Below are 15,851 nucleotides of genomic sequence, written 5' to 3'. Positions count from 1 at the left end.
ATGCTTACCATGTCGCTAGGATTAGGTTTTTTGACAGTATTTACCTTGACCCTTTCCTTCTTTGTGTTTTTAGAGCAGAGAAAACCCATACACCGCCTAGAGTCATATCTAAGTGATTCAAAATATAAATTTGAAGACTCAGCAAAAGTTCAATCCAAGAAAAATAAACAAAAAATAGATTTCAAAAAAAGCTACAGAGATACTGTGGAAAAATCAGAAAAAGAAAAAGGCAATCTCTCTCACTACAGAGATTTAATAGATACTAGGCTAGATCAAGCTGAAATTCTTCTTACAGTCGAAGAATTCTTTCTTTCAGGACTAGTTGCTACTCTCATAGCTGGAACTCTAGTTAGAATGTATTTCGAATCCTTCATGGCCTCTCTTGTAGTGATATGCTTAGTTCCGACACTATTTGTACTTTATGTAAAGCGCAAAGAAAACAAAGTACTGGATTTATTTAACAGCCAGATATCTGATGCTATGGATATGATGGCAGGTACTTTAAGAGCAGGCTACAGCTTTATGCAGGCTATGGAAACTATATCTAGAGAAATGCCAAAGCCAATATCAAAGGAATTTGCTAAAACCATTAAGGAAATGAGACTAGGGATAACTCAAGAGGATGCTCTTAGAGATATGGTTAAAAGAGTAAAAAGTGAAGATTTAGACTTACTTGTAACTGCAATAATCATAAACAGGCAAATAGGTGGAAACCTAGCAGAAATAATGGATAATATCTCCTCAACCATAAGAGAGCGCTACAAAATTAAAGGAGAGGTCAGAGTCCTAACTTCTCAAGCTCGACTTTCTGGCTATGTGGTTATGTTTTTGCCATTTGCTTTATTTGCTTTTATGATGATAGTAAACCCTGAGCATGTACTGGTGCTTTTTTCAGATCCTCTTGGTATATTAATGCTTTCTCTTGCTATCCTAGGTCAGATTATAGGCTATATGTTCATTCGTAAATTTATGAATATAAAATACTAAAGGGGGTATTTGCGTGGACTGGACAATGATAATCGCCGCTCTTGGCATCTCCTACTTTGTGTATCTTGGAATATCTACAGTAATTACCCCAGCTGCAAATATCAAGGACAGGATAAGACAAATAGAAGAAATCTATTCAGAGCACTTAGCTTTAGTAATTGACGAAAGAAGAAAGCCTTTTTCACAAAGAGTAATAAAACCTGTCACCTCTAAAATCAGCAAGGAAATCTATAAAAGAACCCCAAAAGGTCGTTCAAAGGAAATCGAACGAAAGCTTGAGGTAGCAGGGCATCCATATGGACTAAGTCTTAGCGGATGGATATTTATATCCTCAATAATAACCTGGGGGCTTCCAGTTGTATTTATAGCCTTGATTATTTTTACTCCGTATCCAGACGTAACAAAAATCATCTACTCAATTATATTTTTTGGAAGTTGCTTTATATTTCCAAGCTTTATCCTCAATCACAAAATAAGAGAGAGAAAATTCATCCTCTCTAGACAGCTTCCAGACGTGCTTGATTTGATGACAGTAAGTGTAGAGTCTGGGCTTTCCTTTGACTCTGCAATGTCCAAGGTCGCAGAAAAAGGCAGCAATGAGCTTTCAAAGGAATTTGCAAAAGTAGTATCAGAAATCCAAATGGGGATAAGCAGAAGACAAGCTTTAAAAAATATGGTGGAGCGCTGTGACACTGATGATATAAGGATTTTTCTTTCTTCTATCATTCAGGCTGAGCAGCTGGGTGTGAGCATAGGAAAGGTTCTAAGAGTCCAGTCTTCTCAGGTTAGAACTAAAAGACGTCAAAGAGCGGAAGAACTAGCTATGAAAGCCCCTATAAAGATGATTATTCCTATTGTATTTTTCATATTCCCATCTATGTTCGTAGTTATATTAGGGCCAGCTATAATTCAAATCAAAAATACTATAATGGGATTGTAGGTAATGACATGAAACTTCAAAATTCAAAAGGTAAAATAATAATAGATGACCTAGAAATTTACGATACCTTTTTAAAAAGGTTAAAAGGTCTCATGTTTAAAAATGAAATTCCTAATAGCTACGCCGTTTTGATAACTCCATGTAGCTCTATTCATACCTTCTTTATGAAATTCGAAATAGGTGTTATATATTTAGATAAAGATAATACAGTAGTTAAATTTACATCTAGTATGAAGCCATTCAGATTGGGTCCATTTGTAAAACAAGCCTCAAAAGTCATAGAGTACGATTCTAAAAAGACAACTATAGAATTAAAAAAAGGAGATAAGCTGTACTTAATATAGCAGCCAATCTCCTTTTTACTATTAAACTAAATTCTCATACATACTCAGAGCTTCCTTAAGAGCATAAGGAATTGAAATAAATTCAAGTCCACTTGCATATCCATCTTCTTTTTCACTAGTCCATATCACTTTTGCCATAACCTTGTAAGATTCCAGTCCAAAATCCACATTGAAAATAAGTACAGACCCAGGTCGGAATTCTTTTCTAGAGACTATACCTATTCCTCCTTCAGAGATATTGAGCATAACTAAATCAATGGGAGGATTGGCTTCTATCAAGTTATCATCCACATAGTAGGTCCCACACTGGGTTGCTATTCCTTTGTTCACCCTTAGATTTTTTCTCGATTCAGTTATTTTTTTCATAGCTCTTTTCCTCCAAAATTTTGGGTATACACTAATACATACTAATATATATTATATTTAATTATACCCATAATATAATATATTAAAAATACTATATGGAGGGATATTATGGATTATACAAGCCTTCTTATCAAAGCTATAATATCAAGCATACTCATTGCAATATCTGTTATAGATATAAAAACCAAGAAAATACCTAATTTTCTTATACTCATTTTTATGCTCGTGTGGATAGTCATTGCATCTCTTAAATTAATTGATACCAGTACCTCTGTTTATGGCTTTGCTGTTGGAGGACTTTTGCTCTACATCACTGCCTTAGCCACTAATGATGATATCGGCGGAGGCGATGTAAAATTGGTTGCAGTATCTGGACTTTATTTAGGCTTTCCTGGAATTATGTATGCTACCTTATATGGATTTGGGCTAGCAGCACTAATTTCCTTAGTTCTTATAAAACTCAAAAAACTCAATAAAAAAGACTATATTCCACTTGGTCCGTTTATCTCTCTAGGCATCATCATTCAGCTTATTCTAAAATAAAAGTTCTAATACAATCCAGTCTCATCATATGTAACTACTCCATTGTTGATCTGAAGCAAAACATAATCACTATCTTCATCATTGATAATTTCTACTATTCCGTTTACATCATAACCATAGGCATCAAAATAATCTACTATACCCACAGACAAAGCTCCCATATAATCAATAAATTCGCTCCATTCACTTTCAAAACCTTCATTTGTGGTCATCTTCATTATTTCATTTGTCATTCCATCGCCTTGGATGCTAATTACAACTGCATTTTCATCTTCATTATAGCTAGTTGAAACATATAAATTGTCTGACTGAAATTCTGGCTGAACTATGTTAACATCAAAATCATCCATAATAGCATAAAACTCGCTATATCCATCATATTGTGGCATATCAAGGTATACGTATCCATCACTATACGATACATCATATCCTATAGATTCAGCCATAAAACGAAGAGGAACCATAGTTCTTCCATTTACTACCTTTGCAGGCACTTCCAAGGTAACTGCGTAGCCGTTTACATATGCAGTGTAGTTGTCAATAGTTACAGATGTCGTATTTTCTCCCAAATAAGCAGTTGCAGTTTTTGTGGCTTGATCCCATGTAACAGTAGCTCCCATAGCCTCAAGTACTCCTCTTACAGGTACAAGAGTTCTTCCATTTTCAATTATAGGTGCAATTTCTGTCTCAATTTGCTGTCCATCCAAAATAATTCCCTTAGCATAAGTAGCCGCTTCAGCATTTAGTGGTACCGAGACAATCAGTGCACATACCATAAACATAGCAAAAATAATTCTTTTCATTAATAACCCACTCCCCTAAATTAGTTATTTTGTTCTATCTCTACCATTATATCTTTATTTATAGTCCAATAAAACAGGTAAAAATAATTTATAGATATCTGTATGTTCCAAATTTCTTCATTACCTCGTCCATATTTTCATCACTTAAAATATTTGGTGTTCCTAAGGTTTTTGTAAGGTAATAAACTTCTGAAACAAATTCCAAATGCTCAGCTGTAGAAAAGGCTCTGTCAACATCTTCCCCTAGAGCAATAAGTCCGTGATTTGCAAGAAGAACAGCATTTGAGTCTCCTATTGTCTTAAGAGCTTTTTTAGCTAGTTCATCAGAGCCATAAGTGGCATATCCCGTGCATTTTACTCTATGCCCAGCCATTCCTATTAGGTAATGTACAGCAGGAAGCTCCCATCCCATGCAAGCTATTGCTGTTGCAAATTTAGAATGCGTATGCACTATCCCGCTTACGTCAGCTCTATTTTTATAAAATGCTAAGTGCATACCTGCTTCACTCGATGGTCTATGCTTTCCTTCTACTAGATTGCCATTGATATCTAGGATTACTATATCTTTAGGTGTAGTTTCATAGTAATCAAGTCCACTTGGACTTATCGCAACTAGATTTTTTTCTCTGTTATATACACTGATATTTCCTCCAGAGCCTGTAGTTAGTCTTCTGTCAATTAACTTTTTCCCATACCTTACAACCTGCTCTTTTTCATATTCCATCATCTTGATATTCACCTGTTCCCCTAAATTAATTTTTTAATTTTATCTATCAAAGCTACATAATCCTTGCCTGTCTTGATTTTATATCTGTCTTTAATTAAGCTCTTTCCTAAAAGTATTAAAAATTTATCCATATATACTCTAGCTTCTATACTTCCAATCGATTCAATTTCTTTAACCTTTGAATCTCCTATTGTCCTTCTTATTATCTCTGTTCCAGCCATTCCAGCAGCATCCTCTAGTATGCTAGCTATCATCCATCTTTTATATAGAGGATTTTTTGCCATAGGATCAATTACTTTTTCATCATAGGCTCTGCCAAACTTCTCAGTAAACTTATCCATTATTTCCGCTATAGTAGTCTCTAGGTAACTAAGATAAGCTCTCTTTTCGACTTCATCACTCATAACTATGTCTGAATGAATATAAGAAAAAAATAAATTTCCAACCACATTGCCAAGGTCATAGCCTATAGGTCCATAAAATGCAAACTCAGGATCTATAACTTTAGTTTTTGACTCAGTCACAAAAATCGAACCACTATGAAGGTCTCCATGAAGTAAGCTCTGAGGATTGTTCATAAACTTATACTTGAGTTTTCCTGCCTCAAATACTAGCTCTTCATCATCGTAAATTTCTTTTTTTACAAACTCACTGCTTTCATCAAGCACAATATTTGTTCCAAAATGATTTGTATATGGGTCTGTAAATACTAATTTTTCAGTAATATCACATAGCTCTACATTAATATATTTTTTTACATCTTCTTTTTTCTTCCAAGGATTCATTACTATATCCATAGTAGAAATCAAAGTGTTTACCATGAATGTGGTGATATCCTCAGCAAAGTTCGTATATATCTTCTTTTTCATAAGTCCATGCCTTAGGTTTTCATATTCAGATATGTCTTCCATCGTAAGCGCGCACATTACTTCATCATAATGATAAATTTTTGGAACATAGTCGCTTGCAACCTCCCCATAAAATTTTAGCACCTCGGCCTCGATTCTGTTTCTATCTACATCAAGAGGTCTTCCAGAGCTTCTAAGCAGTTTATCTGCCTGCTTTATAACTACAGATTTCTTTGATTTTATATCCTCAGCTCTAAAAACATAATTGATATTCCCATCACCTATTTCACTGACCTTTATATCTTCTATATTTCCAAAAAGTTTGAGTTTTTCAGCTACATATACCCTTATAGCTTCTTCATCCATCCTAAAATGCTCACTAAATCTATCCATCAGTCACCCCTAATAGAATTTTTTTACATCCGATTCAAAATATCTTTTTAAGTCATAAGGTGAATATATTCCTTTATTTGTAACTACTCCACTGATTAAGTGAGGCGGCGTAATATCAAACGAAGGATAGTAGCCCTTTACTCCATCTAATGTATTTTTTATCCCTCTAGCTTCTAGTACTAAAGCTGGGTCTCTTTCTTCTATCTTTACTGTATCTACAGTAGGATTATCAATATCTGGTATTCCTGTCACAAAGTATGGAACCTCGTGATATTTAGCAGTGATTGCAAGCTGATAGGTTCCTATTTTGTTTGTGATATGACCATCTAGGCAAATCACATCTGCCGCTGATGTAAATAAATCTATCTTATTAGTTTTCATAACAAAAGCAGGCATATTATCAGTGATAACAGTGGTATCAAAGCCTTGATCCTGGCTTACGCTAGCAGTTAGCCTTGCTCCTTGAAAATAAGGCCTAGTTTCAGGAACGAAAACTCTTATATCCTTATTTCTATTTTTGGCTTGCTTTAACATCATCCCTACAATAGTTTCTCCAAAGCATTGAGTCATAATTGTCCCTTTATTTGGAAACATATCAACTAGGTAATTTCCTACTACTTCCATGTTCTCATATCTTCTATTTAGTGAATCTATAGTAGAGTTAAATATCTTTTCATCAACTTGCTCTCCATTATCAAGAGCTTTTCTTGCAACCTCTAGGCATCCACTCGTAATAAGCTTCATCCGGTTTACAGTAGTCGGTCTAGCATGAGATAGTGTGTATGCAGCTTTTTCGAGATACTCAAGTTGTTTTTCCTTGCTTTCATTTCTTATTTCATATGCTGCTAGAGCCATCCCCATACCTGCAGCCGTATATGGTCCAGCACTTTGAGTTACCATATCCGCTATAGCCTTGGCTACCTCCTCATGCGTATTGCAGGTCACAAAACTAATCTGAGTAGGATAAATTCTCCTATCGAGAATTTTTACCTTGCCGCCCTCATACCAAGCTACATTTTCATATTTTAAGATAAAACCTAGGCCTTCATCTTTTCTAATCATCCTACTCCCCCTTCAAATCTCCAAGAATCTCTCACCATATCCGCTATATCTTTCTCAGCTCTCCATCCCAAATCGCTCATAGCTTTATTTGTATCTGCATAGCAAGTAGCTATATCTCCAGCTCTTCTTCCTACTATTTCGTAGGGTATATCGACATTATTGACTTTCATAAATGCATTTACTAGCTCTAGTACTGATGTGCCTTTTCCTGTTCCTAGATTGTATATTTCTACTCCTGATGCTAGTTTTTCTATAGCCTTTACATGACCCTTTGCAAGGTCTACTACATGAATATAGTCCCTCACTCCAGTTCCATCTACCGTGTCATAGTCATCTCCAAATATACTCAGCTTCTTAAGCTCTTTTTTTGCCACCTTAGTAATATATGGCATAAGATTATTTGGAGTTCCATTTGGATTTTCTCCTATCAGTCCACTTTCATGAGCTCCTACTGGATTAAAATATCTTAAAAGGCAAACACTAAACCCTTCATTAGCATTAGCTGTATCCATCAGAATTCTTTCACTCATTGCTTTTGTTTCTCCATAGGGATTAGTTGTCCTTTTTAGCTCCATACCTTCATTTAGTGGAGACTCTTGCTCTCCATACACTGTAGCTGATGAGCTAAATACAAATTTATTAACCTTATACTCTAAACATAGCTTGCTAAGAACCATAGTAGATACTAGATTATTATAATAATATTCAAGAGGCTTGCTAACCGATTCTCCTACAGCCTTTAGCCCTGCAAAATGAATTACTCCATCAAGCTTGTTATTTAAAAATATCTCCTTAACTTTTTCTTCATCAGTAACGTCAATTTGAAAAAAAATTGGCTTAACTCCAGTTATTTCATATATCTTATCAAGCACCTCAAGCTTCGAATTAATAAGATTATCAGCTATAACTACCTCATGGTCATTATTAATAAGCTCTACTACAGTATGACTGCCAATAAACCCCAGTCCACCAGTTACTAAATATCTCATATACAAACTACTCCTTAAACTTCATATCATCTAATGTGATTAATTTAATATTTTTCTGCTCTATTGCGTGCTGGATAAGTTCATCAGTAAATCCAGATTTTGAAAACAAATAATACCAAGTGTTTCCTACATCTGGCATCACTTCTTTATTTAATCTAATCATTTTATCTAAGAGTTTATATCCTTGAGTACTGTTAGTCCATTTACATTCTCCTAAGAGCATATTATTGTTTTCATCAAATGCCACTATATCAACTTCCTCGGATTTATCCCACCATCTGCCAATCAAAACAAAATGAAAAGGAGAGTTTCCTTCAGCTTTTAATTTAATTAAAAACTGCTTACAAACTTTTTCAAAAGTTGCTCCTAAAAATCTATTCATATCGGGTTTAATGATTTTTTCTACAATATAGTCACTTCCAGAATCTATTAATTCAGACATATAGGGAAACATATATGTGAAATAAAATCTAAAATAAGAATCTTTAAGATAATATAGGCCTTTCCTACTCTTAGCTTTTTGTTTTATTGGCATGGTCACAGGATATTCTTTCTCTAGAATTCCCAATTCTATTAAATTATTTAAGTAATAAGTTAATTTTGTTCTGTCAATAGAGGATTTTTGCTCTATTTCATTGAGAGTTGTGCTTCCAAGCGCAACTGCCTGTATCACTGCGAAATACGACATAACTTCCCTAAGTTCTTGCCTTAAGAGAAACTCCACCTCATTAAATAGAATGGAACCTCTTTCTAGAGCAATGCTACTTAGATTATAATAAAAGGATTCTTTCATATTAATTTGAACAAGATAATGAGGAACTCCTCCAAAAATACCATAATATTGAACTACTTCTTCAAAAGATAGCTCATGTAAAAGTTCTGCCGTTTCATAAATTGAAAATTCCTCAACTTTATAATTCCCTGTTAATCTTCCATATAAAGGATTTTTGACAGATAACAGTTCTTTTTCCATAAAGGACATAGATGACCCACAAAGAACTAACATTAATTTTGAATTTTTCAAATTTAAATCCCAAATATTTTGAAGTATAGAAGGAATTGAACTATTACCATTTACCATGTATGGAAACTCATCTATTATAATTAAGATTCTCTCTTTTTTTGATTTATCAGCCAAAAATTTAAATGCTTCTTCCCATGATTTAAAGCTATCAATATAATTTTCTAGTTCAGAACCTTTTAATAATTCTTTTGAAAACATTTCCAGTTGACTTTTATCAACGGTTTCTATTGCAGAATAAAAAATATGATTTTTATCTAGTGCAAATTGTTTTAGTAACTCTGTTTTTCCTATTCGTCGTCTTCCGTATAAAACAACAAATTCAGATTTATTACTTTCGTATCTATTTTGTAAATATTTAAGTTCTTTTTTTCTACCTGAAAACATGACTTATCCTCCTCAATTCTATCCTATACAAATTATATACTTAGAATTAAGTATTGTCGAGTCGTATTTAGTCTAATTTAAACTATACATTTTTTAAATCAAAAGAATCAAAAGGGACGGTTCTTTTTGATTTTATTTTAATTCTTTTATCGTAATTAATGATACAAATTTTAGCTCTTATAATGGAAGCCCTATTCCGCCTAAATAAAACCTACTTATTAGTATTTACCAAAAACTGTGTCTCACACTTTTTGCAACTAACTTTTATCTGGCCTTTATTCTTAGGCACTCTCATCCTAGCTTTGCAAGAAGGGCAACTGATAACAAAATAATCGAGCAAGGATTTAATTTTTTGCTCATTAAAGCCTTCAATCACTTCATCTCCTATCACAAATGTTGGGACACCTTTAACATTGAGCTTTGCATATTCATCTCTAGCTATGGGATTAGTATTTACATCTCTATCTTCAAAAGAAATACCCTCTTGTTTTAAAAATTTCTTCGCATTAATACAGTGCGGACAAGTACTAGTAGTATAAACAATCACTTTTTTCATACTTCTCATCTCCTTAAATCAAATCAGTATGGACGGTTCTTTTTGACCACCCTCATTTAATTCTATTACTTTCTTAAATTGTTTTTGAATAGAGCTATATGGAGCCCCCAATATATCCGAAATCGTTCTTATACTAAGACCACAACCTATTAATGATTCTATTATTTCCGTCTTCATCTCAGGCGTCATTACTTTATTTTCTAATTTACTTATATTATATTTGATGCAAAATTCTTCAATAGTTTTTTGAATTTTTGCTTCTCTAAATTTTTGCTTATCCTCTTTTATCTCTAAATATTCTTTGTCATCTTCCATCTTATGAAAATCCTTAAATGCTTTTAAATCATTTTGAAACATTTCCATAACTATTTTCATAGGCTCAGGAATAAATTTTCCAGTAAACAATGTATAGCTACTCCACTCATATTTTTCACAGCTATCTACAATGTTGGCTTTTAAAGGATTGTTGTGGATGTATCTAATGACCATCATAAGATATTCGTCTGACTCAATCGCTTCGCTTATAAACCTGTCTTGAAAAACATGGCCTATTTTATCATAAGTTTTATTATACCAAATAGCATATTTAATATTAATACGTTTAAAAGCTATCCCCAAATCCTCAGGTGAAGTTTTTACAACAAGGTGCACATGATTGTCCATAATACACCATGCTAAGAGATCCAACAGTTTCTCATCACATATCTTCAATAATTGATTCATGAAAATTTGCTTACTCAATCGGTCTTCAAAGATATATTCCTTGTTATTGCCTCTCATAATCACATGATAGTATCCAGATTCACTTATCTCTCTAGCTTGTCTTGGCATCATACTCACCTCACAATTATAATCTCAAATATTTAGTTAATTTTACCATAAAATTCCTATTTAACAAAAATCAAAAAGAACCGTCCCTAATGATTCTAACCGTCCCTATTGATTTTAAGTGCCACAATAGGTTTTGTATGGTTTTAGCGGCATAACTGGATCTTTTTTAAACTCTTTATCAATTAATTCATGCTCATATGGCGATAAAAGATTCTTTAATAACTTTTTATAAAACGTATAATCGTTATTATTTATAACTTCTGAGAGTGCTCGTTCTACTAAACTATTTCTTGGAATTATACCAGGATTTGATTGTTTCATTTTTAGCTTTGCTAACTCTATATTTCCATCCTGATTATCTAATATATCTTTCCATCTGATTTCCCACTGCCTAAATTCTTCACTCTCATAGCTTTCACTTTCATTTAAATTATTAAAGGTAATATCAACAAAGGTATTGGTATAATCCATTTTGTTTTTCTTCATCAGTTCTAACAAATCATCTACTAATTTGTTGTTTTCACTGCTAGCCTTTATAATTCCTAACTTATCTCTCATTAGACTATAATAAAATCCAAGATATATCTCATCGTACTCTGCAAGCAGTTCATTTGCTTGTGATACAGCCTTGTCTTGATTGTCATCAATTAGAGGAATTAGGGTTTCTGCTAATCTAGCAAGGTTCCATCTAAGAATTTTAGGCTGATTTTCATAAGAATACCTGCCAAATGTATCTATTGAGCTAAATACAGTCTTAGGATCGTAGATATCCATAAATGCGCACGGCCCATAATCAATCGTTTCGCCGCTTATAGCAGTATTATCCGTATTCATAACTCCGTGGATAAAACCCACAGCCTGCCATCTGGCAATTAGTTCCGCTTGAGAGTGTATCACCTCTCTCAAAAATTCAAGGTAAGGATTCTCCTCTTTTTTTACCTTCGAAAAATGTCTATCTATAGCAAAATCTGCTAATTGTTTTAGATGCTCTCCCTTTCCCATAGCTGCTGCATATTCAAATGTTCCTACTCTTATATAACTCAGTGCTGTTCTAACGAGAATCGCACCTTCAAGAGAATTCTCTCTATAAACTTTTTCCCCTGTTTTTAGTACTGCTAGACTTCTAGTCGTAGGTATTTTAAGTGCATTCATAGCCTCGCTAATTAGATGTTCCCTAAGCATTGGCCCTAGTGCTGCCCTTCCGTCTCCTCCTCTCGAGTAAGGCGTACGTCCACTACCTTTTAATTGTATATCAATTAGTTCTCCTTTTGAGTTTTTACTTTCACCTATTAATAAAGCTCTTCCATCTCCTAACATAGTAAAATGCCCAAACTGATGCCCCGCATAAGCTAAAGAAAGCAATCCTTCATCTTCTGGTCCCAAATTTCCTGCCAAAATATTTTTCCCATATCCACTTTTTAGCATTGATGAGTCAAGACCTAATTCATTTGCAAGCTCCTCATTAAAAATTACAATTTCAGGACTCTTTACAGTATTAGGAGAGACTTTTTTATAAAAAACTTCTGGAAGAAGCTCATAGCTAGTTTTAAAATTCCAATTATACTTTTCATTCATAGTTATATTCATTCCTCCACTAGATTAAATTAATATTATTATTCAATCAGTTTCTACCCATAAATCTATCCCCTTATTCTCTAACTAAATAAACCCATGGATTCCTCCACAGGTTTATAGTCAAAATAAATATATTAAAATAATAGATATAATACTGAATGTCTTTTAGCTCTCAATCAAAAGAATCAAGAAGAACCGTCCCTAATGATTTCTTCTATGTCATCATCTTCATAAAATAGTTTAATATTTGGGTTAACTTTACCTATCCCTAAGAATCTTGCTTTATAGTCATTTAAAAGTTCAAGTACCTTAGGGCTTAATATCATAAGTGCTACAACATTTGCAAATATCGGAAGTGCTGTAGACATATCTGAAAATAACCACACAGTAGTACCTGGGAAACCATAATACACTGCTATTATAACTAGTCCCAAGCCCGGAAGTGGATACAGCCATTTGTAAGCTGTAAGAATCATATCCTTTGACTTAGATTCGCCTATTAGGTATCTTATTACTACTTCCATCTGAGCATAAATACCACTTGCTGTAGTAATTCCAAACAAGAAAGTTCCAACAGCCAATATAATACGTCCCCAGCTTCCTATACCTACTTCAAAGGCACTAAGTGTAAGCTCTGCTCCAGAAAGCCCTGAAGACCACTGTCCTGTAACCATAATAACCAGAGCAGTTATACTGCAAATAAATAAGGTATCCACCATTACCTCAAATATGCCCAAAATTCCTTGCTTTACAGGATGGTCAACTTTTGCTGAAGCATGAACCATAGGTGCCGAGCCCCATCCAGCTTCATTTGAAAACACTGATCTAGCCATTCCTGTTTTTATAGCATGTGAAAATGCCGCTCCACCAAAACCACCAACTGCTGCAGTTCCTGTAAATGCACTAGAAAATATAAGTGCAAAACTCTCTGGAAGCATAGTGATATTTTTAAATATTATAAACAAACCTGCGATAAGATAAAACCCAACCATAAATGGTACTAGAGTTCCTGCAATTCTTCCTAGTCCTTTAAGTCCTCCTGATATCATAATATACAAAATTCCAGTAAATATTGCTGCCATAAGCATCATATTCATGTTAAAAGTCGTTGCTACAGCCTCAGCCACTGTATATATCTGTATATTGATGACCAAACTAACTAAAAATCCAAAAGCAAAAATTGCACTTAGAACTTTAAAAACCTTGTTCATACCTTTTTCAATGCCTATACCTTTTTTCATATAATAGTTTGGTCCACCATACGTTGAACCATCCTTATTATGAGAACGATAATATACTGCCAAAGTTATTTCTGAGGTTTTAATAATCATACCAAGTAAACCCGCTACCCACATCCAAAAGATTGCTCCTGGACCTCCTATAGCAATCGCAGCAGCTACTCCACCTATATTTCCTACCCCAACAGTAGTTCCAAGCGCTAAGCTCATAGCTTGAAATGAGCTTATAACTCCATCACCTTGATTTGCCTTATCTGGCTTAATTTGCTCTATTGCTTTTTCAACCGCATGCTTTAAAAATCTGAATTGAAAAAATCCTGTCCTAAACGTATAGTAAACTCCTATTGCTAAAATAGTTATGATTAATGGAGTACCCCAAAGCACTTCCCAAACAATATATTCAATCATTTCCTGCGTCATAAAAGCCCCCTTACGTTACAAACTTAGAATCTGAGTGACAAGCAGCTCAGGCCGCCATCTAGCTTTCTATACTCTGAAGTATCCACAGTAATTATTTTAAATCCCTTGTCCTCAATTGCTTTTTGAGTTTTCGGATATCCTTCTGGAACTATTATCGTATCATTCATCCAAATGCAGTTACAAGCATAGGCTTCATCTTCTGTAATTTCAATTTTGTTAAATTTTTCAAAGGTTGGATGAGTTATAAATTCCCCACCCACAATTAAGTGATTATTTTCTAGATATGCAAGAGCTGTTTTTAAATGTAGCACTTCAAAAAGAGGTACTGCCTCACCAGTCTTACCGTATTTTCCCAAATGCTCTATGAGCTGATTTGCACCTTCCATATTTGTTCTTTCAGATAAACCTATATAAAAATGATTGCCTACCATCATAACATCTCCACCATCTAAAGTCCCTGGAGAAGTTATGCGATGAACATCCTCATCATTAAAATACTCTCTAATAGCCGGCTCTATTCCTAAAATTTCTTTATTTCTAGATGCTGCCCCAGGATTAGTAATAACTGCGCATTTATCAGTACAAATAGCTACATCCTCCACAAAACAAGAATCTGGAAAATCTTCCATAGCTTCTAAAACTAGCACCTTCACCCCACATGATTCTAAGGCTTTGACATACTGCTCATGTTGTTTTAGTGCTAATTCATAATCTGGTTTACCTAGTTCTGGAGCTGATGTTATTCCTTCAACCATTGATTTTGCTGGTTTTCTTACAATACAATTTTTAAACATAATAAGCCTCCTGTTTCAATGTATTTATTGTGTATTTTGTATATTATATATTATATATAATATATCTTTAAGATATTGTATGATAATTCTGAAAATTAGTCAACATAAAAAGCACAAAAAAAGAAACTGTATTTCTACAGCTTCTAAATAAGCATCTCCATGGAAGCATACTTAGCATTCCAGTGAACCTCTTGCATATATTTTCTTAAACCATCTGAATCCTGGGCTTTTATTAAATCAATAATATGATAATGTTCTTCATTTGTTTTCTTAAGAGCAAGCTTGTATTCATCAGGGTCATTGCCACTGTATGCTTGTCTTATAAAGGATCTTTTCAAATTTTCTATCATATCTACTAAATCAGAATTATTGCTTGCCTTATTTATAAATAGATGAAATTCATTTTGAGCTTGATAGTAACCAGTATAGTCTTCTTTATCAATTAGCTCATCCATTTGCTTTGCCATATCAGCAAGCTCATCAATAGAATCTTCATCCCAGTTAGAAAGACTAAGTGTCGCTGCTAGAGCCTCTAGAGCTCCTAGAATTTCATAAATATTATGAACCCTCTCTAAAGATATACTCTTAACTACAAAGCCCCTTCTTGGAATCTGCTCTATGTATCCATCGTTTGCCATCTGAATCAGTGCCTCACGCACAGGGGTTCTAGAAATTTTCAAAGTTTCACAGATTACATTTTCATTTATTTTTTCTCCAGGTTTAAGTGCTTCATCCCTTATTTGATTTGATATATATTCGTAAACGTGTTCTTTAAGTGATTTATAATTTAGCATAAACAGCCTCCTACATTACTAATTTTAACTTTTTTTTAAAGCTCTGACAATGCTTCAAAAAAATTAAAATTTTAATAACTAGAAGTTTAATTAAATCATGAGAGACTAAATCATGAGGGACGACCAATCATGAGGGACGGTTCTTTTTGACCACTTTCATTTAATTCTATTTTTTTATAATTGTTTTTAAATAGAGCAATAATCATTAAGAACCTTCTCTTTTAATTCAGATT

General features: G+C 33.8%; 17 protein-coding genes. 4 read left to right on the top strand and 13 right to left on the bottom strand.

Annotated elements, in window-relative coordinates; translation table 11 throughout:
* From B5X47_RS05735 to B5X47_RS05725, 3 genes are read left to right on the top strand one after another with little or no spacing between them, the layout of a single operon-like run.
* Positions 1–987 carry a type II secretion system F family protein gene (locus B5X47_RS05735; RefSeq protein WP_079589231.1) on the top strand — a complete coding sequence of 329 codons (987 nt, stop codon included), beginning with the start codon at positions 1–3 and terminating at the stop codon, positions 985–987.
* Positions 988–1,000: 13 nt separating this feature from the next.
* The gene (locus B5X47_RS05730) at positions 1,001–1,927 is read left to right on the top strand and encodes a type II secretion system F family protein (protein WP_079589230.1); all 927 of its coding nucleotides are present in this window, start codon (positions 1,001–1,003) and stop codon (positions 1,925–1,927) included.
* 8 nt (positions 1,928–1,935) lie between these two features.
* Complete coding sequence (locus B5X47_RS05725; RefSeq protein ID WP_079589229.1) at positions 1,936–2,271, top strand: DUF192 domain-containing protein; 336 nt, start codon at positions 1,936–1,938, stop codon at positions 2,269–2,271.
* Positions 2,272–2,292: 21 nt separating this feature from the next.
* Here B5X47_RS05725 and B5X47_RS05720 read toward each other — a convergent pair whose 3' ends face one another.
* The gene (locus B5X47_RS05720) at positions 2,293–2,637 is read right to left on the bottom strand and encodes a PilZ domain-containing protein (RefSeq protein ID WP_079589228.1); all 345 of its coding nucleotides are present in this window, start codon (positions 2,635–2,637) and stop codon (positions 2,293–2,295) included.
* Positions 2,638–2,745: 108 nt separating this feature from the next.
* Between B5X47_RS05720 and B5X47_RS05715 the strand changes: the two genes are divergently transcribed.
* Positions 2,746–3,180 (top strand): prepilin peptidase, encoded by a 435-nt coding sequence (locus B5X47_RS05715; RefSeq protein WP_079589227.1) that lies wholly within the window; start codon positions 2,746–2,748, stop codon positions 3,178–3,180.
* Positions 3,181–3,185: 5 nt separating this feature from the next.
* Here the strand turns inward: B5X47_RS05715 and B5X47_RS05710 are convergent, their stop codons facing one another.
* From B5X47_RS05710 to B5X47_RS05655, 12 genes are all read right to left on the bottom strand, one after another.
* Positions 3,186–3,983, bottom strand: coding sequence for a copper amine oxidase N-terminal domain-containing protein (locus B5X47_RS05710; protein WP_079589226.1), 798 nt, complete (start codon positions 3,981–3,983; stop codon positions 3,186–3,188).
* Between the two features lie 88 nt (positions 3,984–4,071).
* Complete coding sequence (locus B5X47_RS05705) at positions 4,072–4,710, bottom strand: L-fuculose-phosphate aldolase (RefSeq protein ID WP_079589225.1); 639 nt, start codon at positions 4,708–4,710, stop codon at positions 4,072–4,074.
* A 20-nt stretch (positions 4,711–4,730) separates the two neighbouring features.
* The gene (gene mtnK, locus B5X47_RS05700) at positions 4,731–5,951 is read right to left on the bottom strand and encodes an S-methyl-5-thioribose kinase (protein WP_079589224.1); all 1,221 of its coding nucleotides are present in this window, start codon (positions 5,949–5,951) and stop codon (positions 4,731–4,733) included.
* A gap of 9 nt (positions 5,952–5,960) precedes the next feature.
* A complete protein-coding gene (locus B5X47_RS05695) occupies positions 5,961–7,013 on the bottom strand; it encodes an S-methyl-5-thioribose-1-phosphate isomerase (protein WP_079589223.1) in 1,053 nt (350 codons plus the stop codon).
* Entirely contained in the window at positions 7,010–8,002 is a 993-nt protein-coding gene (galE, locus tag B5X47_RS05690) for a UDP-glucose 4-epimerase GalE (RefSeq protein ID WP_079589222.1), read from the bottom strand. Before galE ends, B5X47_RS05695 begins: the two co-directional genes overlap by 4 nt.
* 7 nt (positions 8,003–8,009) lie before the next feature.
* Entirely contained in the window at positions 8,010–9,410 is a 1,401-nt protein-coding gene (locus B5X47_RS05685; protein ID WP_079589221.1) for an ATP-binding protein, read from the bottom strand.
* 211 nt (positions 9,411–9,621) lie between these two features.
* Positions 9,622–9,966, bottom strand: a complete 345-nt coding sequence (locus tag B5X47_RS05680) for a glutaredoxin domain-containing protein (RefSeq protein WP_079589220.1) — start codon at positions 9,964–9,966, stop codon at positions 9,622–9,624.
* Positions 9,967–9,984: 18 nt separating this feature from the next.
* Complete coding sequence (locus tag B5X47_RS05675) at positions 9,985–10,800, bottom strand: transposase (RefSeq protein ID WP_079589219.1); 816 nt, start codon at positions 10,798–10,800, stop codon at positions 9,985–9,987.
* A 111-nt stretch (positions 10,801–10,911) separates the two neighbouring features.
* Positions 10,912–12,384, bottom strand: coding sequence for a protein adenylyltransferase SelO (locus B5X47_RS05670; protein ID WP_200805087.1), 1,473 nt, complete (start codon positions 12,382–12,384; stop codon positions 10,912–10,914).
* 173 nt (positions 12,385–12,557) lie between these two features.
* Entirely contained in the window at positions 12,558–14,030 is a 1,473-nt protein-coding gene (locus tag B5X47_RS05665; RefSeq protein WP_143215769.1) for an alanine/glycine:cation symporter family protein, read from the bottom strand.
* A 23-nt stretch (positions 14,031–14,053) separates the two neighbouring features.
* Positions 14,054–14,824: a dimethylarginine dimethylaminohydrolase family protein gene (locus B5X47_RS05660; protein ID WP_079589217.1), complete on the bottom strand. Its 771-nt coding sequence runs from the start codon at positions 14,822–14,824 to the stop codon at positions 14,054–14,056.
* Positions 14,825–14,967: 143 nt separating this feature from the next.
* Positions 14,968–15,618, bottom strand: a complete 651-nt coding sequence (locus B5X47_RS05655) for a GntR family transcriptional regulator (RefSeq protein ID WP_079589216.1) — start codon at positions 15,616–15,618, stop codon at positions 14,968–14,970.
* Between the last annotated feature and the right edge of the window lie 233 nt (positions 15,619–15,851).

This window comes from Acetoanaerobium noterae (genome assembly GCF_900168025.1).
Classification (GTDB): domain Bacteria; phylum Bacillota; class Clostridia; order Peptostreptococcales; family Filifactoraceae; genus Acetoanaerobium; species Acetoanaerobium noterae.
This window is presented reverse-complemented; position numbering and strand designations above follow the sequence as displayed.